The sequence below is a fragment of the Halopseudomonas salina genome (assembly GCF_014637955.1).
In the GTDB taxonomy this organism is placed as follows: Bacteria; Pseudomonadota; Gammaproteobacteria; order Pseudomonadales; family Pseudomonadaceae; genus Halopseudomonas; species Halopseudomonas salina.
Map to the genome: position 1 here is coordinate 704,573 of NZ_BMFF01000002.1, position 22,280 is coordinate 726,852.

General features: G+C 57.9%; 28 protein-coding genes. 10 read left to right on the forward strand and 18 right to left on the reverse strand.

The features are described from left to right. Positions 1 to 33: 33 nt before the first annotated feature. The 4 genes from IEV54_RS07200 to IEV54_RS07215 form a co-directional block, all read right to left on the reverse strand. A complete protein-coding gene (locus tag IEV54_RS07200) occupies positions 34 to 1,656 on the reverse strand; it encodes an NAD(P)/FAD-dependent oxidoreductase (RefSeq protein WP_150276640.1) in 1,623 nt (540 codons plus the stop codon). 141 nt (positions 1,657 to 1,797) lie between these two features. Further along, the gene (gene yghU, locus IEV54_RS07205; RefSeq protein ID WP_150276641.1) at positions 1,798 to 2,676 is read right to left on the reverse strand and encodes a glutathione-dependent disulfide-bond oxidoreductase; all 879 of its coding nucleotides are present in this window, start codon (positions 2,674 to 2,676) and stop codon (positions 1,798 to 1,800) included. Between the two features lie 112 nt (positions 2,677 to 2,788). Next, on the reverse strand, positions 2,789 to 3,019 hold the full coding sequence (locus IEV54_RS07210; RefSeq protein WP_150276642.1) for a ChaB family protein: 231 nt from the start codon (positions 3,017 to 3,019) through the stop codon (positions 2,789 to 2,791). Between the two features lie 93 nt (positions 3,020 to 3,112). Next, complete coding sequence (locus tag IEV54_RS07215) at positions 3,113 to 3,424, reverse strand: EthD family reductase (RefSeq protein ID WP_150276643.1); 312 nt, start codon at positions 3,422 to 3,424, stop codon at positions 3,113 to 3,115. A 339-nt stretch (positions 3,425 to 3,763) separates the two neighbouring features. On the opposite strand from IEV54_RS07215, the gene IEV54_RS07220 reads away from it, so the two are divergent. Together IEV54_RS07220 and IEV54_RS07225 are read left to right on the forward strand one after the other, a co-directional pair. Next, positions 3,764 to 5,824 (forward strand): autotransporter family protein, encoded by a 2,061-nt coding sequence (locus IEV54_RS07220; protein ID WP_150276644.1) that lies wholly within the window; start codon positions 3,764 to 3,766, stop codon positions 5,822 to 5,824. Between the two features lie 33 nt (positions 5,825 to 5,857). Beyond that, on the forward strand, positions 5,858 to 6,718 hold the full coding sequence (locus tag IEV54_RS07225; protein ID WP_150276645.1) for a PGAP1-like alpha/beta domain-containing protein: 861 nt from the start codon (positions 5,858 to 5,860) through the stop codon (positions 6,716 to 6,718). Here IEV54_RS07225 and IEV54_RS07230 read toward each other — a convergent pair. Then, on the reverse strand, positions 6,691 to 7,392 hold the full coding sequence (locus tag IEV54_RS07230; protein WP_150276646.1) for a TVP38/TMEM64 family protein: 702 nt from the start codon (positions 7,390 to 7,392) through the stop codon (positions 6,691 to 6,693). The two genes, IEV54_RS07225 and IEV54_RS07230, sit on opposite strands and share 28 nt — an antisense overlap. A 217-nt stretch (positions 7,393 to 7,609) precedes the next feature. On the opposite strand from IEV54_RS07230, the gene IEV54_RS07235 reads away from it, so the two are divergent. From IEV54_RS07235 to dtd, 3 genes are all read left to right on the forward strand, one after another. Further along, a complete protein-coding gene (locus IEV54_RS07235) occupies positions 7,610 to 8,191 on the forward strand; it encodes an NnrU family protein (RefSeq protein ID WP_150276647.1) in 582 nt (193 codons plus the stop codon). A gap of 123 nt (positions 8,192 to 8,314) precedes the next feature. Then, the gene (gene pip / locus IEV54_RS07240; RefSeq protein WP_150276648.1) at positions 8,315 to 9,289 is read left to right on the forward strand and encodes a prolyl aminopeptidase; all 975 of its coding nucleotides are present in this window, start codon (positions 8,315 to 8,317) and stop codon (positions 9,287 to 9,289) included. 3 nt (positions 9,290 to 9,292) lie between these two features. Continuing rightward, positions 9,293 to 9,730 (forward strand): D-aminoacyl-tRNA deacylase, encoded by a 438-nt coding sequence (dtd, locus tag IEV54_RS07245; protein ID WP_150276649.1) that lies wholly within the window; start codon positions 9,293 to 9,295, stop codon positions 9,728 to 9,730. On the opposite strand, the gene IEV54_RS07250 is transcribed toward dtd, so the two are convergent. Next, positions 9,727 to 10,320, reverse strand: a complete 594-nt coding sequence (locus IEV54_RS07250) for a 2-hydroxychromene-2-carboxylate isomerase (RefSeq protein ID WP_150276650.1) — start codon at positions 10,318 to 10,320, stop codon at positions 9,727 to 9,729. The genes dtd and IEV54_RS07250 overlap by 4 nt on opposite strands. 38 nt (positions 10,321 to 10,358) lie before the next feature. Beyond that, positions 10,359 to 11,087, reverse strand: coding sequence for an SDR family oxidoreductase (locus IEV54_RS07255; protein WP_150276651.1), 729 nt, complete (start codon positions 11,085 to 11,087; stop codon positions 10,359 to 10,361). 102 nt (positions 11,088 to 11,189) lie between these two features. Between IEV54_RS07255 and IEV54_RS07260 the strand changes: the two genes are divergently transcribed. Beyond that, positions 11,190 to 11,669: a winged helix-turn-helix transcriptional regulator gene (locus IEV54_RS07260; protein WP_150276652.1), complete on the forward strand. Its 480-nt coding sequence runs from the start codon at positions 11,190 to 11,192 to the stop codon at positions 11,667 to 11,669. A 33-nt stretch (positions 11,670 to 11,702) separates the two neighbouring features. Here IEV54_RS07260 and IEV54_RS07265 read toward each other — a convergent pair whose 3' ends face one another. The 9 genes from IEV54_RS07265 to ubiE are packed head-to-tail and all read right to left on the reverse strand — an operon-like array spanning position 11,703 to position 17,595. Further along, complete coding sequence (locus IEV54_RS07265) at positions 11,703 to 12,410, reverse strand: 16S rRNA (uracil(1498)-N(3))-methyltransferase (protein ID WP_150276653.1); 708 nt, start codon at positions 12,408 to 12,410, stop codon at positions 11,703 to 11,705. Continuing rightward, the gene (gene tatC, locus IEV54_RS07270) at positions 12,407 to 13,186 is read right to left on the reverse strand and encodes a twin-arginine translocase subunit TatC (RefSeq protein ID WP_195809120.1); all 780 of its coding nucleotides are present in this window, start codon (positions 13,184 to 13,186) and stop codon (positions 12,407 to 12,409) included. Before tatC ends, IEV54_RS07265 begins: the two co-directional genes overlap by 4 nt. Continuing rightward, complete coding sequence (tatB, locus tag IEV54_RS07275) at positions 13,176 to 13,568, reverse strand: Sec-independent protein translocase protein TatB (protein WP_150276654.1); 393 nt, start codon at positions 13,566 to 13,568, stop codon at positions 13,176 to 13,178. The genes tatC and tatB overlap by 11 nt, the downstream gene beginning before the upstream one ends. 6 nt (positions 13,569 to 13,574) lie before the next feature. Further along, a complete protein-coding gene (gene tatA / locus IEV54_RS07280; RefSeq protein ID WP_150276655.1) occupies positions 13,575 to 13,811 on the reverse strand; it encodes a twin-arginine translocase TatA/TatE family subunit in 237 nt (78 codons plus the stop codon). A 22-nt stretch (positions 13,812 to 13,833) separates the two neighbouring features. Next, positions 13,834 to 14,166 (reverse strand): phosphoribosyl-ATP diphosphatase, encoded by a 333-nt coding sequence (locus IEV54_RS07285; protein WP_150276656.1) that lies wholly within the window; start codon positions 14,164 to 14,166, stop codon positions 13,834 to 13,836. Further along, entirely contained in the window at positions 14,159 to 14,572 is a 414-nt protein-coding gene (hisI, locus tag IEV54_RS07290) for a phosphoribosyl-AMP cyclohydrolase (RefSeq protein WP_150276657.1), read from the reverse strand. The genes IEV54_RS07285 and hisI overlap by 8 nt, the downstream gene beginning before the upstream one ends. A gap of 49 nt (positions 14,573 to 14,621) precedes the next feature. Then, positions 14,622 to 16,214, reverse strand: coding sequence for a ubiquinone biosynthesis regulatory protein kinase UbiB (ubiB, locus tag IEV54_RS07295; protein ID WP_150276658.1), 1,593 nt, complete (start codon positions 16,212 to 16,214; stop codon positions 14,622 to 14,624). Continuing rightward, complete coding sequence (locus tag IEV54_RS07300) at positions 16,211 to 16,834, reverse strand: ubiquinone biosynthesis accessory factor UbiJ (RefSeq protein ID WP_150276659.1); 624 nt, start codon at positions 16,832 to 16,834, stop codon at positions 16,211 to 16,213. Before IEV54_RS07300 ends, ubiB begins: the two co-directional genes overlap by 4 nt. Further along, the gene (ubiE, locus tag IEV54_RS07305) at positions 16,834 to 17,595 is read right to left on the reverse strand and encodes a bifunctional demethylmenaquinone methyltransferase/2-methoxy-6-polyprenyl-1,4-benzoquinol methylase UbiE (protein WP_150276660.1); all 762 of its coding nucleotides are present in this window, start codon (positions 17,593 to 17,595) and stop codon (positions 16,834 to 16,836) included. The genes IEV54_RS07300 and ubiE overlap by 1 nt, the downstream gene beginning before the upstream one ends. Before the next feature lie 153 nt (positions 17,596 to 17,748). Here ubiE and IEV54_RS07310 point away from each other — a divergent pair, with 153 nt between their 5' ends. From IEV54_RS07310 to IEV54_RS07325, 4 genes are all read left to right on the forward strand, one after another. Then, positions 17,749 to 18,024 (forward strand): polyhydroxyalkanoic acid system family protein, encoded by a 276-nt coding sequence (locus IEV54_RS07310; protein WP_150276661.1) that lies wholly within the window; start codon positions 17,749 to 17,751, stop codon positions 18,022 to 18,024. A gap of 99 nt (positions 18,025 to 18,123) precedes the next feature. Then, positions 18,124 to 18,546: a phasin family protein gene (locus IEV54_RS07315; protein ID WP_150276662.1), complete on the forward strand. Its 423-nt coding sequence runs from the start codon at positions 18,124 to 18,126 to the stop codon at positions 18,544 to 18,546. Between the two features lie 20 nt (positions 18,547 to 18,566). Then, entirely contained in the window at positions 18,567 to 19,322 is a 756-nt protein-coding gene (locus IEV54_RS07320) for a phasin family protein (protein ID WP_150276663.1), read from the forward strand. 163 nt (positions 19,323 to 19,485) lie between these two features. Further along, the gene (locus IEV54_RS07325; RefSeq protein ID WP_188434354.1) at positions 19,486 to 19,908 is read left to right on the forward strand and encodes a phasin family protein; all 423 of its coding nucleotides are present in this window, start codon (positions 19,486 to 19,488) and stop codon (positions 19,906 to 19,908) included. Positions 19,909 to 19,973: 65 nt separating this feature from the next. Here IEV54_RS07325 and IEV54_RS07330 read toward each other — a convergent pair whose 3' ends face one another. Together IEV54_RS07330 and IEV54_RS07335 are read right to left on the reverse strand one after the other, a co-directional pair. Further along, positions 19,974 to 20,588 (reverse strand): TetR/AcrR family transcriptional regulator, encoded by a 615-nt coding sequence (locus IEV54_RS07330; RefSeq protein WP_150276665.1) that lies wholly within the window; start codon positions 20,586 to 20,588, stop codon positions 19,974 to 19,976. Between the two features lie 8 nt (positions 20,589 to 20,596). After that, entirely contained in the window at positions 20,597 to 22,237 is a 1,641-nt protein-coding gene (locus tag IEV54_RS07335; RefSeq protein ID WP_150276666.1) for a PHA/PHB synthase family protein, read from the reverse strand. Between the last annotated feature and the right edge of the window lie 43 nt (positions 22,238 to 22,280).

The window sequence follows — 22,280 nt, forward strand, 5'->3', positions numbered from 1 at the left end:
GCAGCATCCCGTCGAGCTCAATCAGCAAATAGATCAACGGTCCTGGAGATCTTCCAGCATCGCCAGAGCCACAGCTTCCGCAACCTTGATACCATCCACTCCGGCCGAGAGAATCCCCCCTGCATAGCCGGCTCCTTCCCCGGCAGGGTAAAGCCCTCGCGTATTAATGCTTTGCAGCGACAGGTTATCGCGCTTGATGCGTATCGGTGACGAGGTGCGGGTCTCGATGCCAGTCAGGATCGCATCCTGCCGATCAAAGCCACGAATCTGCTTGCCGAAAGCGGGTAGAGCCTCGCGTACGGCTTCGATCACATAGGCGGGCAGTGCCGAGGCCAGATCCCCCAGCAGAACACCGGGCTTGTAGGATGGCTCCACTTCGCCAAATTCAGTGGAGGCCTTACCGCGAATGAAATCTCCCACCAATTGCCCGGGTGCACAATAGTCATGACCGCCGAGCTCGAACGCGTGGGATTCCAGTTTTTCCTGCAATTCGACACCTGCCAGGGGGCCGCCAGGAAAGTCTGCTTCGGGCGTTATACCGACAACAATACCCGCGTTGGCATTGCGCTCATTGCGCGAATACTGGCTCATACCGTTGGTAACAACCCGGTTGGGTTCGGAAGTAGCCGCTACGACGGTACCTCCGGGGCACATGCAGAAGCTGTAAACCGCTCGGCCGTTTTTCGCATGGTGGACCAGCTTGTAGTCAGCTGCGCCGAGTTCCGGATGACCGGCGTATTTACCCAGGCGCGCTTTGTCGACCATCGATTGCGGATGCTCGATCCTGAAGCCTATTGCGAAGGGCTTGGCTTCGATATAGACGTCCCGCGCGTGGAGCATGCGGAAGGTATCACGGGCGCTGTGACCCAAGGCAAGTACAACGTAGCGGCTGCGTAGTTGCTCGCCATTTGCCAGTGTGACACCTTCGATCCGCCCATCCTCGATCAGAAAATCGGTGACCCGGCTATCGAAACGTACTTCACCACCCCGTTCACGAATCTCTTCGCGCATGGTCGAGACAACGCCGGTCAGCCTGAAGGTGCCTATGTGCGGCTTGCTGACGTACATGATCTCCGCCGGTGCACCGGCGCGCACAAACTCGTGCATGACTTTGCGGCCGTAGAACTTGGGATCCTTGATCTGGCTATACAATTTCCCATCGGAAAACAGCCCGGCGCCGCCCTCACCAAACTGCACATTGGACTCGGGAGTCAGCACCTTGTTGCGCCACAGTGCCCAGGTATCCTTGGTGCGCGTACGCACATCCTTGCCGCGTTCCAGCACGATGGGCTTGAAGCCCATCTGCGCCAGACTCAGTGCAGCAAACAGGCCGCAGGGCCCGAACCCAATTACCAGGGGGCGCTCGCTCAGGTTGGCTGGTGCCTGCGCCACCGGGTAATAAGCGGTATCCGGGGCGGGACGGACATTGCGGTCCTGGGCGAAGCGCGCCAGTACCTTCGCCTCGTCACGCACCTGGGCATCAATGATGTACACGAACGTAATTTCACTGTTCTTCTTGCGCGCATCGTAGCTGCGTTTGAATACGGTGAAATCGGTCAGGTCGGTATCGCCGAGGTTGAGCCGTGCAAGGACGGCCTTGCGCAGGGCGTCGACAGGATGGTCGAGGGGGAGCTGCAGTTCGTTGATACGGATCATGGTGGGTCCTGGCCGGTGTCTCCGGCAGAGGGCCAGAGCGACCGGTTGGCGTTGGCCAGCGGGTCGCCCGGGGAAATCAGTCTGGGCGCACATTGTAGCGGTGCACGCCCGGGCTGTCATGCGCTCCTGCGGCCAGCAGGACTACTGGTTGCTCTCCGGTTCCAGCTTGTCCTGTGTACGTGTCTGGAAGTCGCTGGCGTCGTGTCGCTCGTGCAGTTGCTCGCGCGGGTCACCCCAGGCCCGGTTAACCATGCGTCCGCGCTGGACCGCGTCGCGCTCCTCCAGCTCCTGAGTCCAGCGTAATACATTCTTGTAGGTGTGGGTCTGCAGGAATTCGGCGGCCTCGTAGACCTTGTTGGTTACCAGGGCGCCGTACCAGGGCCAGATGGCCATGTCTGCAATGCTGTACTGGTCACCGGTAATGAACTGGCGGCTGGCCAATTGGCGATCAAGCACGTCGAGCTGGCGTTTGACTTCCATCGCATAGCGATTGATCGGGTATTCGTACTTTTCCGGTGCGTAGGCATAAAAATGACCAAAACCACCGCCCAACATGGGTGCGCTGCCCATCTGCCAGAATAACCAGGACAGGCATTCAGCCCGCTCGGCGGGTTCGGTGGGCACAAAAGCGCCAAACTTCTCAGCCAGATACAACAGAATTGCGCCGGACTCGAATACGCGAATGGCCGGATCGCTGCTGCGATCGAGCAAGGCTGGAATCTTGGAGTTGGGGTTGACGCTGACAAACCCGCTGCTGAACTGGTCACCCTCGGTGATTCTAATCAGGTGGGCGTCATATTCGGCGCCTTCAAAGCCCTTTGCCAGCAGCTCCTCGAGCATGATGGTGACTTTAACCCCGTTGGGGGTAGCAAGCGAATACAGCTGGAGGGGATGTTTGCCAACGGGCAACTCTTTGTCATGTGTAGGGCCGGCAACCGGACGATTGATACTGGCGAACCTGCCGCCGCTTTCGGCGTCCCAGGTCCACACCCGTGGCGGTGTGTAAGTTGGATCAGTCATGTCTGTGGTCTCCTGCAGGGGCGGCGCGACCCGCGCGCGGTGCATTCATAGTAGGCCAGGTCAGACCCCGCACGCACAAACGAGTTGTATTGTGAATGTGCAGCGACAGGTGTCAGGATTGTTTCTCTACCCATTTGTCACCGAGCTTCTCGTACTTTTGCTTCACAGCTGACCAGGCCACCTTGTGAGCCACCGTTTCCCGGTCGTCGTCTCCCTTGCGCTCGCGTGGGTCTTCATATTGCTTCCAGGCGTTATCGAATGCTTCCTTGTAGATTTCCTGCGCATGCCTGGGCAGGCTGTTCCTCACGCTGTCGGGCAACTCCGAAATGCTGTCGTAGGGCATGTGACCTCCGTTTTTGCAATGCGCGAGCATGGCTTGGCTGTACCTGAAGCTTCGACCGCGCCGGAGGTGACATGTTTCCTGTAGTGCCGTAACTCAGTCCTGTATCTCGCTGATCTGCACCTGTGCATTGATGTCGGTGTAGTTGGGAATATCTTCGGCAAACTTTTTGGCGTTGGGTGCGAAGGCCTGCTGAAAGCTATCCAGGCTGTCGAAATACAAATTGGCTATGGCCACGAAAGGCGCCTGTGCACCGGGTGTCCCGCCCGCCACGCCTTTCTCTACTTCCGCCTTGAGACAGGCCGCGCCGAGCGCGCCGGTTACCATTGGCATATGTGAATGCAGGTAGTACTGCATGTCGAAACGGGCATTGGGGCTGTTGGGATACATCACGCTTGCCTTGATCATGGTACGTCTCCAGATGAGTATGTAATCAAGGTAGCTCAGGGCATGTCTGGAGGCGAACGGTAATTGCGTCAGCCAATGCGCTATTTACTGTATGAATCAGGTGGGATGCATTGCGCGGGTGCCTGGAAACATCTTGAAATGGCTAACCATAAGGTTAAAATATCTCCAGTTGACCATCAGGTGACAGAGCCTGATCGCAGCGCCACAGCATCCAGGAAGCACTACCGACATGAAGTCGCTGGCATCAAGAAGTAGTCAGTTGTTGTTGAAGGTCTTTCGGACAAGGAACGATTCCGGAACCTCGACAGGATCCGGGTCAGAAGAAACGGAGCACAACCCATGACTTTTCCCAAGCCGACACTACTTGCCACCCTCATCAGTACCGCCGTCGCCAGTACCACACTGCATGCCGCATCCTCGTTGGATATGGTCGTTGCCATTGATGAATCGGGCTCCATGTCCGGTGAGCACAATGCGTTTATCGGCACCTACGTAAAGAATCTCGATAGTCTGCTAAATGACCAGAACGTGACCCTCAACCAGTTTGGTCTGGTGGGTTTCGGCGCCAGCAGCAGTCAATCTGCAACCACCAACGAAGCAGGTCGAGAAACGGGCACGGCGCTGTATCGTCATTTCAATCTCAATAGTGGGGCCAGCCCGCTTTGGGGTAGCGCAGCCGAGTTTGATGCGATAACCCCCGAGCTCAGAACCAGTGGTGGCACAGAGGATGGCTACCGGGCTATCGATTACTTGTACCGGTATTTCCAGTTTCGTCCGACGGCAGGTTCATCGATCATGTTGATCACAGACGAAGACCGTGACAACGATACCTTTGACCTGGACTTGAACAACCTGCCCACGGGCATGACCGAGATCGACAAGAACTACATTCAGGATCAGCTCGCGCAATACAAAACCGTGGTCCATGCGGTAGTCAGCCAACGCTTCACGGACAAGGATGGCAACACGGCCATCGCTGTTGTGGGTAGCGATCCTGATACTGGCTATGCCTACGTGAAAGACAGTTCGGGCGTCATTACCAAGGTGCAGGGTTATATATTGGCGTCGGCCGACGGAACTACGGAAACGGATTACACCGAGTTGGCGCTGCTCAGTGGTGGCACCGCTATGGATATTGACGGGCTGCGCAGCGTCTACACCGATGCGGCTGCGCTGGCAGCGCTCAGTGGCGAGTTGGCCAAGCTGGTAGCGGACATTGCAGTGGGTCAGGTGCCTGTTGTGGGCATTGACTGTAATGCGGCCACAGGTATTGCTGCTCAGATATGTTCTGCTATCGCCGGCTCGAGCAATACCCAGCTCCAGCAGATTGGACAGCAGATCAATAATCCGCAGCAATATCGCCAGTTGAGTCAGTACCAGGTCAATCAGATGCTGCAGACCGCTGTTTCCAATGCGCGCAACGTGCGCAGAGTGGTACTCGGTCGCCTGGCCGATTTGCGTCGCAGCGGTATGGCCACCACCGACATCAATGTGATGGATTATTCCAATGGCAACATTGCCCTGTCTGCCGATATGACTGAGCAGTTGCAATATGCCCGGGGTGGCGCTGCCTCGGCGGATCGCGGTGACGTAGGTTACTTTATCCGCGGTATCTATACCCGCGGCGATTACGAAGACACTGCAGAGGCCAACGGTTTTGATTCCACCACCTACACCTTTGTGGCAGGTGTCGATAAATTTATCAGCGATGCAACGCAGATTGGTGCGGCCATCGCCTACGCGGCTTCCGATTCGGATTTTTCTGGTGCCCGCGGGGGGACAGAGGCTGATACCTACGGCATAACCGCCTATGCTTCCCATGAACTGGGTCAGGATTTTTATCTGGAAGGCAACCTGGGATTCAGTCGGGCGAACTTTGATACCGATCGCGATACCGGTTTCGGCATGGTCGAGGGCAAGACCAAAGGCGACATCTGGAACCTCTCTGCCGGGGTTATCAAGTCCTACCCGATGAATGCATTAGTGCTCGAACCCTTCGCCTACCTTCATTACACCGACGTATCTGTGGATGGCTTTACCGAAAAAGGTGGCGCGGCTGCGCTGCGGGTTGGGCACAGCAGCTTCGACTCCCTGGTCTCCGAGCTCGGCTTCACCGCAGCCTATCAGCTCAGCGATAGCGTTACCGGTGATTTGCGCCTGGCATGGGAACACGAGTTTGAGAACTCCGGCACGTCGGTAGCCTCATCCTTTGTGAGCGCCCCTGGCAATGTGTTTGACAGCAAGACGCCTTCACAGAGTTCCAACTATGGACGCGTGGGTCTGGGGCTAACTAAGGCAATGGCCTATGACCGCAGTATCGCTTTGCGCGGAGAGACTCTGGTAGGGCATGATCGCTACGATGAGTACTCCATTGAAGTACGCTTCCGTCAGAATTTCTGACCCTGGCTTAAGTGCAGCAGGTTTGCTTTGCGTGTGAGTAAGCGTGCGGTGAAGGGGCTGGCCGCCTTGCGGCCGGCCCTTTTTGCATTTCTTTCGAGCGCTGTGCTGTTGACAGGCTGTGCGTCGACATCCGGCGGCCCCGACGCCCAGGCAAGCCAATCTGGTTTGAATAATCTTGTACTCATGGGTGGCCCTTTCACCTTGCAGGCCTTTGACCGTGCAGGGCCTCAATCCCATGCTCATGTGTTCATAGAGGGTGATGGTCGGCCCTGGCGGGCCGGCGGCAGGGTGGTTTCCGAGGATCCTACCCCCAAGCGTCTGCTGGCGCTGGGATGGATGCGTGAGGTTCCGGGCCCGGTGCTTTATCTGGGTCGCCCCTGTTATTTCACAACGGAAGCAAACCCATCCTGCGATCCACTCCTGTGGACCTATGGCCGCTACTCGGAGCTTGTGGTGCAAAGCATGGCAGCAGGGCTGCAGGATTGGTTGCGCCATCGACCGCATATCACTTCGGTGACATTGGTTGGGCACTCAGGGGGCGGGGTGTTGGCCCTGTTGCTGGCTGAGGGTGTGCCGGTGGTGAATGAAGTGGTCGCCGTCTCGACCCCGGTAGATATTGATGTCTGGACCGGCATGCATCGCTATACACCCCTGTTTGCCTCTCTAAATCCCGCGCGGCAGCAAAGCTGGAGGAAGGGCGTGCTGCGTCGGTTGTACTTTGGTCAGAATGACCGCCAGGTCCCCCCAGAGGCTTTTATACGGGCTGCCCGGGATTTGCCGGGCGCCATGGTCAGGGTTGTGGAGGGTGCTGACCATGACTGCTGTGGGCCGTCAGTATGGCTTGCACCCAGGCAGTTGGATGCCGCTCACTCATCCCGGCCCGGAGGCTCTTGACCGGGCGTGTGATGCTTCCCATGCGCCCTGAACCAATAACGTTTCGCGATGCTGCCCAGTACCAGTAACACACCGAGTATGAAGAGGGGTAGGAGGGCTTTGAACTCCAATGCTTCTTCGGCCTGGGTAGCTGACACCATGCCATGCACTGTATGCGCGTAAACGGACCATTTGACGGTCAGGCCGAGAATCGCAGCACTGACGAAGGTGATCAGCCGCAACCTCAGCATGCCTGCTGCAAGATTGATCAGCGAGTGGGGGACCCCAGGCATTATTCTCAATGCGCACTGGGTCAATAAGTCGCTGCGCCTGGTCAGCAGTTGCAGTAACCGACTCGAAATGTCTTCGACATGCCACGCATGGCCCAGCCCCATACCCAGGCGGTAGGCTCCCAGAGCACCGCCAACACTGCCCAGCAATAACATGCAAACGCTCAATAACAGGGGGTGAAAGGGGGCAATTATCCAGAAGCAAAGGCTGCCGGGCAGACCGAAAGTCATCAGCGCGGCCATCAGCAGGACAACGCCGAGCATGGCCAGCGGGTGCCCCGAAACCCGCGCCCCCCATTCCCACAGTTCGGCAATGGTCAAGGGTGACAGCCAGCCCGCTATGAACAGTAGCGTAATGATACCGGCGACCAGGGTAGCTTTTTGACGACGGGAAAATCTGGGCACGTGGCTCCAAACTGCGGCTGAAAAAATTAACTATGACATATGACGACGCCATTACATTCTCAAGGTCGACCATTAATGCGGGGAGAGCTTGAATTTCTCAAGACGCCGGGCTTGAGTATGCCGAATACAGGGTTGAGCGGATGCGCTGGCCAGCCTCCCCGGCTATAGTGTCGCTTCTGCCGTCAGTTAACGGTTCAATGATAAAAAGGATATTGCGATGCTGGTTCTGGTGATAGGTCTGCTGGTGTTTCTTGGGGTGCATTCCACCCGCATGTTTGCTCCACAGTGGCGCGCGACAACCATCGACAAAAAGGGGCTGGGGCTGTGGAAGGGGCTGTATTCCGTTGTCGCCGTCATTGGTCTGATCATGATCATCTGGGGTTATGGTCAGGCACGACTGGACCCCGTCCTGTTATGGGTGCCACCTGTATGGACCCGCCATCTGGCCGCGCTGCTGACAATCCCCGCGTTTATTCTGCTGGTTGCTACTTACGTGCCCCACACCCATATCAAGGCGCGGGTCGGGCACCCGATGTTGTTAGGGGTCAAGTTCTGGGCTGTTGCCCACTTGCTGGCCAATGGCATGCTGGCTGACCTGTTGCTGTTTGGCGGATTCCTCGCCTGGGCAGTACCGCTCTACATTGTCTCGCGCAAGCGCGACCGCATGGCTGGTGTGCGTTATCCCAAGGGGCAGATCAGCCGGGACGCGATCACGGTAGTGGTTGGTCTGGCGCTCTGGGTCGTGTTTGCGTTGTGGCTGCATGGCATGTTGATTGGTGTGAAGCCATTTGGCGTCTGAGCCGGATGACATAATGTCTGCCGGGAAGTAATGTTGTATGGGTAATACGCCGGCTCACCTTGCTGGCGTTGTCACCCAGGAGTTGGCCCCGCGGGGCTGTCATTCAGGCCAGGAGCCTTCGCCATGCAGCTGTTGTACCCCGAGATCAAGCCCCACGCCCGGCACGAAATAACAGTACAGGCACCACATGTCCTGTACGCAGACGAGAGCGGTCAGCACGCTGAAGGGTTGCCCGTCGTGTTTATTCACGGAGGACCAGGCGCCGGGTGCGATAGCTTGAGCCGGCGCTTTTTCGATCCTTCAGTCTATCGGATCATTACCTTTGATCAGCGCGGTTCTGGACGTTCGACGCCCCATGCCAGTCTGGAAAACAACACCACGCAACATCTTATCGAGGACCTTGAGGTGCTGCGCGAGCATCTGGGGATCGAAAAGTGGGTGCTCTTTGGTGGTTCCTGGGGATCGACGCTGGCGCTGGCCTATGCCCAAGCCCATCCGGATCGGGTAATGGGCATGATCCTGCGGGGCATTTTCCTGTGCCGCGATCAGGATATTCAATGGTTTTATCAGAAGGGTGCGAGCCATATCTTCCCGGACTATTGGGAGGATTATGTTTCGATGATTCCAGAGGCCGAGCGCGGTGACATGGTAGCTGCCTACTACCGGCGGCTGACCGGAGACGACGAGATCTGTCGCATGCATGCTGCCAAGGCCTGGTCATTGTGGGAGGGCCGTTGCGCTACACTCAGGCCCAGTCCGCAGGTGGTGGACAGGTTCAGTGACGCACGGCGCGCCTACGCGATTGCACGCATCGAGTGTCATTACTTCGTCAATCACGCTTTCCTGGCACCGGATCAGTTACTGGATAACATGCACCGTATCGCCCACATTCCCGGAATTATCGTGCATGGCCGGTACGACATGGTCTGCCCGTTGGACAACGCTTACAGCCTGCATCACAAATGGCCCGGCAGTGAACTGCAGATTATCCGTGACGCCGGTCATGCGGCCTCGGAAACCGGCATCGCTGATGCGCTGGTCAGAGCCAGTGAAACCCTGTCGCGGCAGCTGCTGGGTCTTCCTCCGCGGGTGGAGTAGCGGGTGAAAGCCTTATTGCAGAGGGTCAGTAGCGCCCGTGTCGAAGTGGTCGGGGAAATCCTAGGGTCGATCGACAGGGGGTTGCTGGTGCTGGTGGGCGTGGAGCCCGAGGACAACCAGGCCGCGGCCGACAAGCTGCTTAAGAGACTGCTGGATTACCGGGTATTCAGCGATCCGGAAGGCCGTATGAATCTGTCGCTGCGGGACATTGATGGCGGGTTGCTGCTGGTGTCGCAGTTCACCCTGGCGGCTGATACCCGTAAGGGCCTGCGTCCGGGGTTCTCCACCGCCGCCCCCCCGGAGCAGGCGGCTGCGCTGTTCGATTATCTCCTCGAGCGCGCCCGGACTCAGCATGCGGTTGTCGCCAGCGGCCGCTTTGGAGCGGACATGCAGGTGCATCTGGTCAATGATGGTCCGGTTACTTTCCTCCTCGAGGTCTAACTGCTGGCGCTCAGTTTTTCCTCCACGAAGTCCAGGCGATCCTGGCCGAAAAACATCTCGCCATCGATAAAAATCGTAGGGGCACCAAACACGCCGCGACGCACGGCCTCTTCAGTTGTCTCCTTCAGCCCCTGCTTCACCTTCGGATCGCTGAGGCGTTCCATTAACTCTGAAGGATCAAAGTCCGCGGCTGCCAGAACCTTGCCTACCACTTCGGGTTGCCCCATATCCTGCTCGTCTACCCACATCGCGGTGAACACAGCGGTCAGATAAGGTTGCAGCTGATCTGTTTCGCGCAGGGCTTCGGCTCCACGCATCAGCTGCAGGGTGTTGATCGGGAAATAGGGATTGTGGTTTAGCGTGACGCCATAGCGGCGAGCAAAACGTTGGAAGTCGAGACGTGTATAGGCGCCCTTGGCTTCGATGCTGGCTGGGGACTGGTTACCTGTCGCCTGAAATACGCCGCCCAGTAACATGGGACGATAGACCAGGGTCGCGTCATGACGCTTGGCCAGGGCGGCAAGTTGTGTCCAGGCCAGATAACTGGCAGGACTGCCGACATCAAAGAAGAACTCGATCTGTTTGCTCATGTGGGTATCTCCAGTCAGGTGGTGCGGTCAGATGCTGGTCAAAAGGTTTCCATCCACGGGCGCAGATCCAGTTCATGGGTCCAGGCGTCGCGGGGCTGGCGATGCAGTTGCCAGTACTGCTCGGCTATATGCTCCGGGTCGAGAATGCCGTCCTGGTCCTTCAGTGCATAGCGCTCGGGAAAGGTATCGCGGATGAAAGCGGTGTCGATAGCTCCGTCGATGATCGGGTGAGCAACGTGGATCCCCTGTGGGCCCAGCTCCCTGGCCATGCTTTGAGCCAGTGCACGCAGGGCGAATTTGGCGCTGGCAAAGGCTGCGAACCCGCTTGATCCGCGTAATGACGCGGTGGCGCCAGTGAAGATGATCGTGCCCCGGCTGCGCGGTAGCATGACTCTGGCTGCTTCACGACCAGTCAGAAATCCGGCCAAGGCAGCCATTTCCCACACCTTGCGGTAAACGCGCTCGGTGGTTTCGGTAATCGAAAATCGTACATTGGCGCCGATGTTGAATACCACCACTTCGATCTGGCCGACATCGCTCTCGATATGCTCGAACAAGTCGACCATCTGTTCCTCGATGCGGGCGTCACAGCCGAAGGGGTGGGCAGTACCACCCGTGGCGCGGATTTCAGCCACCAGTGGGTCCAGTTGGTCCCGGTTGCGGCGGGTTACGCATAAGGTGTAGCCCTCACGGGCAAAGCGTTTGGCAACGGCGCTACCCGTAGCGTCGCCGGCGCCGATAATCAGCGCAACAGGTGATCTGGACATCGGTCTTTCCTCTTGGGTTCTTTTTTGGAACTAACTCTATAGTCAGTTTCTTTTTGGAACCTGTCAAGCTACTCTTGGTGTGACTGTTTTCGAGGATAGACCATGCGATGGGAAGAACTGGACCAGCAGCCATGTTCGCTGGCGCGCACCCTAGCGGTGATCGGCGACAAGTGGACGCTGCTCGTACTGCGTGATTGTTTTCTCGGTGTTCGCCGCTTTGACGAGTTTGAACAACGTCTGGGCATCACCCGACATCTGTTGGCGGGACGCCTGAAAAAGCTCGTGGAGCATGGTGTGTTGACCAAAGTGGCTTACCAGCAACGTCCGCTGCGTGAAGAGTATCGCCTGACCGAGAAAGGGCTGGATCTGCATCCGGCGATGCTTGCGCTGGTGTCCTGGGGGGATCGGCATATGGCGGACGAGCGGGGGGCTCCGGTGCTGCATGTCCACAAGGGTTGCGGCAAGGTGATGCACCCAGTAATTGTCTGTTCTGAATGCGGCGAAACGGTGGGCGCGCGGGATGTAAGAGTTGAGGCCGGTGCGGGTTGGGCGGAGGAAGCTCAACTACCCCGCCAGGCCTGATGACAGCTATGCAACCACATCGCTAATGGGCGTTCAGAAGAGTCTTCCAATCAGGGCTGTAACGGCGGTTTCGACTCGAAGGATTCGCTCGCCAAGCTGCACTGGTTGCAGTCCGGCCTCCAGCAGTTTGTCTAGCTCATAGGGAATCCAGCCGCCCTCTGGTCCTATGGCCAGGGTAACCTGGCGGGTAACCTGGTGGGGGCAGGGCGCGTAATCGCCAGGGTGTGCAACCAGCCCGAGGGAGCCAGCTGCGATTGCCGGAAGCTGATCCTCCACGAAGGGTTTGAACCGCTTTTCGATACGTACACGGGGCAGTACCGTGTCGCGTGCCTGCTCCAGACCCAGAATCAGGTTCTGCTCGATCTGCCCCGCTTGCAGAAAGGGGGTCTGCCAGAAGCTTTTTTCCACCCGGTAGCTGTTGAGCAGAACGATCTCGGGCACGCCGAGGGTCGCGCAATGTTGAAGAATACGCCGGAACATCTTGGGACGGGGCATGGCCAGCAGCAAGGTCAGGGCTAGCTTGGTCGGGGGCGGCTGGTGGAAGCTGACTTGCAGTTCCGCGCTTTTTTCATTCAGGCGTAGTATGCGCCCCTGGCCCATCAGTCCGCCGAGGCGGCCCACCCGGATACTGTCGCCCTCTTGCGCCTGGAGCACGTCTCTTATCTGCTGCAGGCGGCGATCACCTAGCAGTACCCGGTCATCGGAAAGAAAGTCGGCTTCCTGCACGAGGACCAGGTTCATGCTTCAGGTTGGTCTTCCGGGGGGTGCTCGGCCTGCGTACGCTTCTTGATGAGCATGCTGAAGAGAATGCCGAGCTCATAGAGCAGCCACATCGGGATTGCCAGCAGCGCCTGGGAGATCACATCGGGTGGAGTCAGAACCATACCGATAATGAAGCAGCCGACCACCACATAGGGCCGAATCTCCCTCAGCTTGGCTACGTCGACCACTCCGGCCAGAACCAGCAGAATGGTGGCAATCGGGATCTCGAAGGACAGGCCGAATGCCATGAACAGCGTCAGTACGAAATCCAGATACTTGTTGATATCGGTCATTACCGCCACGCCCGCCGGCGCGGTGCTGGTAAAAAAGCCGAACACGAGAGGGAAAACAACGAAATACGCGAACGCCATGCCTGAGTAGAAGAGCACGATGCTGGAGGCGAGCAGCGGGACCGCCAGGCGTTTTTCGTGTTTGTAGAGCCCTGGTGCGATGAAGCTCCAGAATTGATGGAGAATGAATGGCATGGCCAGAAAGAGCGCGCTCACCAGCGCCAGTTTGAATGGCGTGAGAAAAGGTGACGCCACGTCTGTGGCGATCATGCTGGTGCCTTCCGGGAGGAATACCCGCAGAGGCTCGGATATGAACGTGTAGAGATCGTTGGCAAAGTAGAACAGGCCAGCGAAAATCAGCAGCCAGATGCCGACAATGCGCAGCAGGCGGGAGCGCAACTCGGTTAAGTGCGCGACCAGGGGCATATCTTCGGCCAGTTGACTGGGTGTGCGTTTATCCGTCATTGCGAGGTTTTTGCTGGGTGGCGGCACTGGCGTCTACGTCTTTTTGGTCGGTGTTCTGGCCGGAGGGCTCAGCTGAAGTAGCAGTTTCCTCCTGTTCCGTGACAGCCGGATGACGGCTGGATTTGACGTTTGATGCGGGTGGGCTTGTCTCCTTGGCCTGTTTTTCAAGGTTGCCCATCACGCGCTCGTTGTGCAGTTGCTGACGTATCTCATCCGCCCCGATTTCGCGCTCCACCTGAGATTTTACGTCGGCAAAGCCACGCTTGATGCGGCCGATAGTCAGGCCAACCATGCGCACAGCGCCAGGCAGCCGCTCAGGTCCGAGCACCAGCAGGGCGATAATGCCGATAATCAGCAATTCGAAGAATCCAACGTCAAACATGGACGATCACTCTCCGGACCGTGTTTCCTGTTTTTTACGTTCGGATTCGGCATTGATGGTATCGCCGCTGCTCTTGTCCTGCACCGAAGGTTTTTCATCTTCCGTATTCACTGACTTGCGAAAGCCCTTGATCGCCTCGCCCAGATCGCTACCGACACTCTTCAATCGTTTTGTGCCGAAGAGCAGGATGACGATCACCAGAACGATCGCCAGTTGCCATATGCTGATGCCACCAAAACCCATTTTAAACCCCCAGGGCTATGCCCTAATTAGTTTGGCGAGATGCCTTTTCGGTTAGACCGGACAGATCAAAGCGTCGTTCCAGTTCTTTGAGAATATCGTCGGGACCCAGTCCCAGATGGCTGAGCATGACCATGCTGTGAAACCACAGGTCGGCCGTTTCGCCAATCAGTTCGGATTTGTCTTCACGGTGCTCGCAATCCTTGGCAGCGAGCAGCGTCTCAGTACACTCCTCACCGACCTTTTCAAGAATCTTGTTCAGCCCCTTGGCGTGCAGGCTGGCCACATAGGATTTGTCGCTGCTGGCCTGTTTGCGCTGCTCCAGGACCACCGCAAGACGACTTAGAGTGTCATTCATGTTTGTGCTCATAGATCTCATCGGGGTCTTTGAGAACGGGGTCTGCGATTTGCCATTCGTTGCCGCGCAGAACCCGGTAGAAGCAGCTTTCTCTTCCGGTGTGGCAGGCCATGCCGCCAATCTGCTCGACCATCAGGATGATGACGTCGGCGTCGCAGTCAAGCCGGAGTTCGTGCAGAACCTGAACGTGTCCGGATTCTTCGCCCTTGCGCCAGAGTTTTTGCCTTGACCGCGACCAGTATATCCCTCGGCCTTCAGAGGCAGTGAGCTGCAACGCCTCGCGATTCATCCAGGCAACCATCAGCACGCGCTGGGTGTGAATGTCCTGCGCAATGGCGGGTATCAGGCCATCAGGCCCCCACTTCACGGTATCTAGCCAATCGGTACTTTCAGTCTTGTCAGTCATACGCAGAAGTGTGCCAGTTAAGGGTCCGGTTGCGCCAGCAGTAAGTAAGCTAACCGCGGCCGAGTACCAGCCAGCCGCCAATGGCCAACAAAAGCCAGTTGCTTGGAGCTGCATCGCTCCACATGGCAGGATCGCCGCCCAACTGGCTTGCCCCCAGTAGCAGCAGTAGCAAGCCTGCCAGCCGCAAAACGGTATTGCCTTTTCGAACCACCACGGGCGGCTGGCGCTCGGCCAGGTTGTCCAGTGCATGACGGGCGCTGTGCAGCAATGCCGGTACCTGGTCCAGCTGTTGCTGCCAGTGCCGCAGTTGGTGCGCAGGCATTGCACGTTCGCGCATCCAGCGCTCGAGATAGGGTTGGCCGGTACTCCAGAGGTCCAGGTCGGGATACAGCTGACGTCCCAGCCCTTCGATATTGAGCAGCGTCTTCTGCAGCAGTACCAGCTGTGGCTGGACTTCCATATTGAAGCGTCGCGCGGTCTGGAACAGGCGCAGCAGCAGCTGACCAAAGGAGATGTCTTTCAGTGGGCGCTCGAAAATGGGCTCACAGACGCTGCGAATGGCGGCTTCGAATTCATTGACCCGGGTTTCGGCGGGTACCCAGCCGGAGTCGATATGCAACTGAGCCACCTGGCGGTAGTCGCGCTTGAAGAATGCCATCAGGTTGCGTGCCAGATAGTTCTGATCCTCCGGCGTCAGGCTGCCAACGATGCCGAAGTCAACAGCCAGGTACTGCGGCTCCCAGGGGTGACTGCGCGAGACAAAGATATTGCCGGGGTGCATGTCTGCATGGAAAAAGCTGTCACGGAAAACCTGGGTAAAGAATATCTCGACCCCTCGCTCCGCGAGCTTCTTCATGTCGGTGCGCTGGTCCAGCAGGCCAGCCATGTCAGTAACTGCCAAACCATTGATGCGTTCCATAACCAGGACCTTGTGCCTGCTCCAGTCCCAATAGATCCTGGGTATGTAGAGTAGCGGTGAGTCCTCGAAATTGCGCCTCAATTGGGAGGCGTTGGCGGCCTCGCGGTACAGGTCCAGCTCGTCAAAAATGGTGTTCTGGTAGTCGCTGACAACCTCGACCGGACGCAATCGCCGCCCTTCGACCCACACCCGTTGAAGTAGCTTGGCGGCCAGGAAAAGCCATTGCATGTCCTGGTGGATGGTCTGGCCGATGCCAGGACGGATGACCTTGACGACGACTTCACTGCCGTCATGCAGGCGTGCTGCATGTACCTGGGCGACCGAGGCAGAGGCCAGCGGCTCGTCGCTGAAGCTGCTGAACACCGAGTCAATTGATTGCCCGAGCTGTTCCTCGATGCGTTTGCGCGCCTGAGCGGCCGGGAAAGGCGGCACCTTGTCCTGCAGGCGTGCAAGTTCCAGGGCAATGTCGTCTGCCAGCAAGTCGCGCCGGGTAGACAGAATCTGACCGAACTTGACGAACACCGGGCCGAGGTCCTCGCATGCCAGACGCAGCCGGGCGCCACGGCTCAGGTCTTTGGGGGCGGGGCACAAGCGCCACGGGCCGATACGAAGCAACAAGCGCGCGAACCAGGGTAACGGAACGGCCCACAATAGCTGGTCCAGCCGATAACGAGTAAATATCCGGGCGATGCGAAAGAGGCGCAGCAGGGCAATCGAATTCATGCTTCGGGGGTTTCCGGGTGATGGTCGCTCAGCTGTTGTACCCGCGCTTCCAGGCGGTCCAGGTCCAGGCGTAGCTGATAAAGCTGGTCCGCGGAGACTTGCGCTTCAGCATTGCCGACGAGTTGGCCACTCTCTTCAGTCAGGTATTCAGCCAGGCTGCGTCCCAGCGTCTGTCTGGCTCCGCCGCCCCATTCCCAGCTTTTGCGCGCAACCTGTGCAACAGCATGGGCCGGCACAGGCCCAAGCCAGCGAGAGAGCTCTGCTTCACCGTCCAGCTGCAGATCCGCCATGGCGTTTTGCAGGCTGACTAGCACCTGGCTATCGCCGCTGAGATGTAATTCCGGATCCTGTAGCAAAGGTTGTCGCTGATTGCTGATCAGCAATTTCGCGAGCAGGCTGCTGGGGGCGCTCAGAGTGCAGTCAGGCTCGTGGGTACTGTCTGTGGTCAGGCCGATACCGTTAGAACCTGGCTGCAGATACAACTGCCAATCCGGATTTCGCCCCTGTACCAGAACGGTCTTGTTCTGCAGTGCCGCCAGGCGACTCGCCGTGAGCGGATCCCGCTCCAGCGCCAGTCTCAAGCTGCGCTCAGCCGCACCCAGCATGGCGCGGGTCAGCATCAGGGCTTGATTCCCCGGTGCAGTGCCACCACGCCACCGGTCATGTTGTGGTAAGTCACGCGCGCAAAGCCGGCTTCTTCCATCATCGCCTTGAGCGTTTCCTGATCCGGATGCATGCGGATCGACTCGGCCAGATAGCGATAGCTCTCGGAATCGTTGGTGACCAGCTTCCCCATCAGCGGTAGCAGGGTGAAGGAATATTGGTCATAGGCCTTGGACAGTAACTTATTACCCGGTTTGGAGAACTCCAGAACCAGGAGCCGACCGCCGGGCTTGAGCACACGCAGCATCGAGGCTATCGCACGATCCTTGTGGGTAACATTACGCAGCCCGAAGGCGATGGTGATGCAGTCAAAATGATTGTCCGGGAAGGGTAGCGCTTCGGCGTCGGCCTGCACAAAGCGCACATTGCCGGCAATGCCCTGATCCAGCAAACGGTCACGCCCGACCTTGAGCATGGAGTCGTTGATGTCGGCAAGTACCACCTCGCCCGCGGTGCCCACCAGTTTGGAAAATTTGCGGGTGAGATCACCCGTGCCGCCAGCGATATCCAATACCCGGTTACCCGGCCGTACACCCGAGAGCTCGATGGTGAAGCGCTTCCACAAACGGTGGACGCCGCCGGACATCAGATCGTTCATCAGATCGTAACGCGCCGCTACGGAATGGAATACATCAGCGACACGCGCGGCCTTCTCGGATTCGTCGACAGTCTGGTAGCCGAAGTGCGTCGTGCGATCTGTTTTGTGTTCGTCTGTCATGGACTCATCTGCCTGGCAAATCAGCTTCTATTCTAACCACTTTTTCGGTTTGAGCGGGGGTTTTCAGGTGGACAGGCTGTCGCAGTAGCAGGATGACGCTGGACCGGCTTTGCGGCATGCTATGGCACCTGACCTAAACAAGAGAGAACACCCATGGCGACTGTTGATATCACCCGCGAACACAATCTGGGCAAGGAAGAAGCGCGTGCGCGTGCCCAGAAGATGGCCGACAAGCTGGCACAAAAGCTGGATGCGAAATGTACCTGGGAAGGCGACAACCTGAGTTTCAAGCGCAGTGGCGCTGATGGTTGTATCGAGGTGCGAGAAGACCTGGTAAGGGTGACGGTCAAGCTCGGCATGATGCTCACGCCCATGGCTGGCATGGTCAAGGGTGAGATCGAAAAGTCACTGGACAAGTATCTGAGCTGATCGGGTGCTTTTAGTATGTGTTTTCTAATTCTTACGGGTAGTTTGACTCTCAAGGATCGATAACCGGTCCACTTTTGATCCATTTGAGGAGTTACTACCATGGCCAAATCCACAGCCAAGAAAGTTGAAGAAAACACCGCATCAGTCGCCGGCGACATGAAGAACTACGCTCACCAGATCTGGTTGGCGGGCCTGGGTGCCTATGCCAAGGCAGGCAAGGAAGGCGCGGATTACTTCAAGAAGCTGGTAACCGAAGGCGAAGCAGTCGAGAAGCAGGGCAAGGAACTGGTCTCAAGCCAGGTCGAGTCAGCCACCAGCCGTGTCAACAGCAAGGTTGAGAGCATTCGCGAGCGTTTTCAGACCCGCACTGGCACCAGCTTGAACAAGGTTGAGGAAGTATTCGACGAGCGCGTAGCTTCGGCACTGAGCCGTATGGGTATCCCCAGCAAGAAGGACGTTGACCAGTTGTCTGCTAAGCTGGATGATCTGACAGCTGCAATCAAGTCGATGGAAAGCAAGTAAGGTCACAGAGGAGTCACTCCATGGCGGGCAAGAAAAAGCAGGAAAAGGATACTGGCTGGATCAGCGATATAGAAAGCTATTCGCGGCAGATCTGGTTGGCTGGACTGGGCGCTTATGCCAAGGTCGGTAAGGAGGGTGTCAAGCTCTTCGATACGCTGATCAAGGATGGCGAGCAGGCTGAAAAAGCGGCCAAGGCCGAAATCGACAAGCAGGTCGAGTCCGTCAAGGGCAAGACCACCAAAGGCAAGAAGGATTCTGTCGATGCTGCCAAGTCCAAGGTCGACAAGGCTCGGGGCAAGGTGTCCGGTCGCTGGGATGAGCTTGAAGCTGCCTTTGACAAGCGTCTGAACAGTGCTGTTTCCCGTCTGGGAGTGCCTTCGCGCGATGAAGTAAAAGCGCTGAATGCCAAGGTCGACGAACTGACCAAACTGATCAGCCAGATGAGTAACGCCAGGACGCCGGCGAAGGTGGCACCGAAAGCTGCGCCCAAGCCAGCTACTCGTGCGGCTGCCAAGCCAAAACCGGCAGCGAAGGCTGCGGCTAAACCTGTTGCCAAGAGCGCGCCAGTCAAGCCCAAGGCGCCTGCGGCAGCAAAGGCTCCGGCTAAGCCGAAGGCGCTGGCCAAACCAAAAGCGCCGGCCAAACCAAAAGCAGCTTCAGAGTCTGGTACTGCAGCCAAGCCTCAGGCAGCTCCAGGCAAGACAGCTGTAACTGCTCCGGCGGCACCTGCAGCGGCCAGCCCGGCAACGGCGGCTGACAAGCCAACCAACAGCTAACACCTGCTGGTTGACAGAAACCCGATCCGCGCAAGCGGGTCGGGTTTTTTATTATTCAAAGAACGAGAATTAGTATGTTTTTTCTAAAATGACTAGATAGTCTTTTAATGAGGCTGCGGTTCCGCAGCAAGCTGAAGTCTTTTTTCAACAGGGAGTAATGATCATGGCTAATGCTAAGACAGGCAATGTGCTGGAGTCGGGCGCACACTTTTTCAACGAGGTCGTCGACGGCATGAAGACTCAGACGCGCCAATTCTGGCTGGCTGGCCTGGGTGCCTACGCCAAAGCCGGCAAGGATGGCATGGAGTACTTCAAGAGCCTTGTTGCAGAGGGTGAAGTGCTGGAAAAACAGGGTAAAGAGCTTATTTCCGAGCAGACCGATAACGCTAACGAGAAGCTGGCCGAGCTGAAATCGCGTTTCGAGGATGTAACCGGTGGGCGTTTCCAAAAGGTATCCAGCACGCTTGAAGAGCGCCGGGCAGATTTTCTCAGTCGCTTCGGTATTCCCAGCAGCCATGAAATTGAAAAGCTGTCCGCCAAGCTCGATGAGGTATCCAGTTCATTGAAGAAGACGCAAGCGCGCTGATTGTCGTTAGCTCTTGCATCTGCTGAACCCGGCCGTGGCCGGGTTTTTTGTGGGCAGGACGTGGGTCAGTTGTAGCGTTGTATCAGACTGCTCATCCAATGCCGCGTATCTGTTTCGAGGTAGGGCAGCAGCAAACCGAGTACCTGCTGGACGGCCTGAGTTGGCTCATCGTCCTCGCGTTGGCTGACGCGTTGGTAATCAAGCCAGAACAGTACGGTTTGGCATAGTGCATCGAGCAGCCGCTCCAGGGCCTGTGCATCACAGAGCAAGCGTTGCTGCTCATGCAGGTCGAGCAATAGGCGCTTCAGTGTCGAGCGCAACGCGTCCACCCACTGGCGCATACTGCGAGCGATGACGGTATAGCGGCCTATAAGGTTCGACAGATCCTGGAACAGAAAGCGGTAGGCGATGATCGATTCAAACAGCAGGTGCAGAAACAACCAATAATCCTCAGGCTCCAACGGGCCTGCGCGGGACTCCAGATGAAGAAGGCCGTGTGTCTGGTCGAGGAAGTCTGCGAGCAACTCCTCCAGTAATGCCTCCTTGCCGCGGAAATGGTAGTAGAGATTGCCGGGACTGATATCCAGCTCAGTGGCGATATCCAGCGTAGTAACGTTGGGTTCACCGTGCTCGTTGAATAGCTCCAGGGCACACTGCAGGATTCGCTCACGGGTTTTCATTCAGGGCCTCACGATTTGTGCACATAGCGACCTGGTGCTGCCTGCAACGGTGGGAAGTCGGGATTGCCCAGTATGGCAGGGGCGGGAACAAGCGGGCCGCTATGCGCCTTGGTCCAGTCACTCCAATGGCTCCGCCAACTCCCCTGAAGGGGGGCATGTTGGTGCAGCCAGCTGGTTATAGGGCTGTTGTCAGTCACCGTTCCGGCCCGGAACCAGGCGCCGGGATGATCCAGTGGGTTGACCAGGCTCTGGATATGGCCGCTATGACTCTGTACGAAGGTTTTCTCGCCGCCCATACGCCGCATGGGAAAGCTGTTGGCGCAAGGTACGATATGGTCATGCTGTGCGCCCAGGTGCCAGCTGGGGGTGGAGACTGCGCGCAGATCGATTGCCTGACCCTGAACGACGAGACTGCCCGGCCGGGCAAAGGGGTCGCGCTCGAAATAATCCAGAAAGTCTTCCACCAGCCTGGCGGGTAGCCGGGTACAGTCCTGGCTCCAGGACAGAACGTCTCGCGGTCGAGGATCCTGTCCCAGCGCATAGCGCTCCACGGCCTGAGCCCAGACGAACTCTTCCGGTCTCTGCCAGGAGAAAGCCCTGGCTATATCGCTGGCCGGCAGGAAGCCATGGTGCCAGAGTCTGCTGCGCAACCGCTGGCGCGCAGCGGGTCCGAGCATCCGCAACAGGCCGGTGTCCATGCGTGCATCGATGGGCGTTACCAGGTAGCTGGCACTGCAGATCCGTTTACTTTGTCCGCGACTTTGCAGCACGCCCTGCATCAGGAGGGCGAGAAGTCCCCCGGCACAAACGCCCATCAGGTTTACCGGGCCGTTACCGGTTAACTGGCTGACCACCCGCAAGGCTTGATCGCAGGCACTGACGTACTGGTTGAACCCCCAATTTCTATGTTCGGGGTCCGGGTTGCGCCAGCTGATCATGAAAACCTGCAGCCCCTGATCCAGAGCATGGCGAACCAGGCTGGAGCTTTCGGTCAGGTCCAGCAGATAAAAGCGGTTTAGTGGCGGGGGGACCATCAACAGCGCTCTTTGGTGAGCTTGCGCAGTGGTTGGCTGGTACTGAAGCAATTCGAACAGCGGTTCGCGCATGATGACCTGGCCGGGGGTGGACGCGAGGTCGCGGCCAACCAGGAAGGCATCATCGGCGCACAGTGGAGCTGCAGGACGCCGGAGCACCAGGTCTGTAAGCAGGTTGCGCGTTCCCCGGCACAGGCTGGCGCCGCGCGTATGCCGTAATCGGTCAATGAACACGGGATTGGCCGGGGAGTTGCTGGGCGCTAGCGTGGCACTGAGCATGTCTCCCAGTTGCCGAAGGCGAGCGCGGTCTGGCTCGGGAATATCCAGATCGTCGAGCCACTGCCGGTAATGCACCTGCCAGCCAAGCCAGCCTTGCAATGTGCGACGTAAAACCGGATTGGTTTGCCAGGCGCAATGATCGAATCGTCGATCCCGTGGCGGGACAGGCAACGCGCTGTTGCCCTGTACCGCTTTGGCCAATTGAACAGCGAAATGACCCAGGTAGCGCGCGTGATGCGAAGTTTGATCCGGCAACGTCCGCAAGACGGCAAGCAGACTGTCGGCGAGGTCGCCAGCCAGCGCTGCTGCTGCGTTGTGGGCACTGCTTTCAGGCATCCAGCGTTCCTTGTCCAGATACAGAGGGGATGACTTGCAGTGT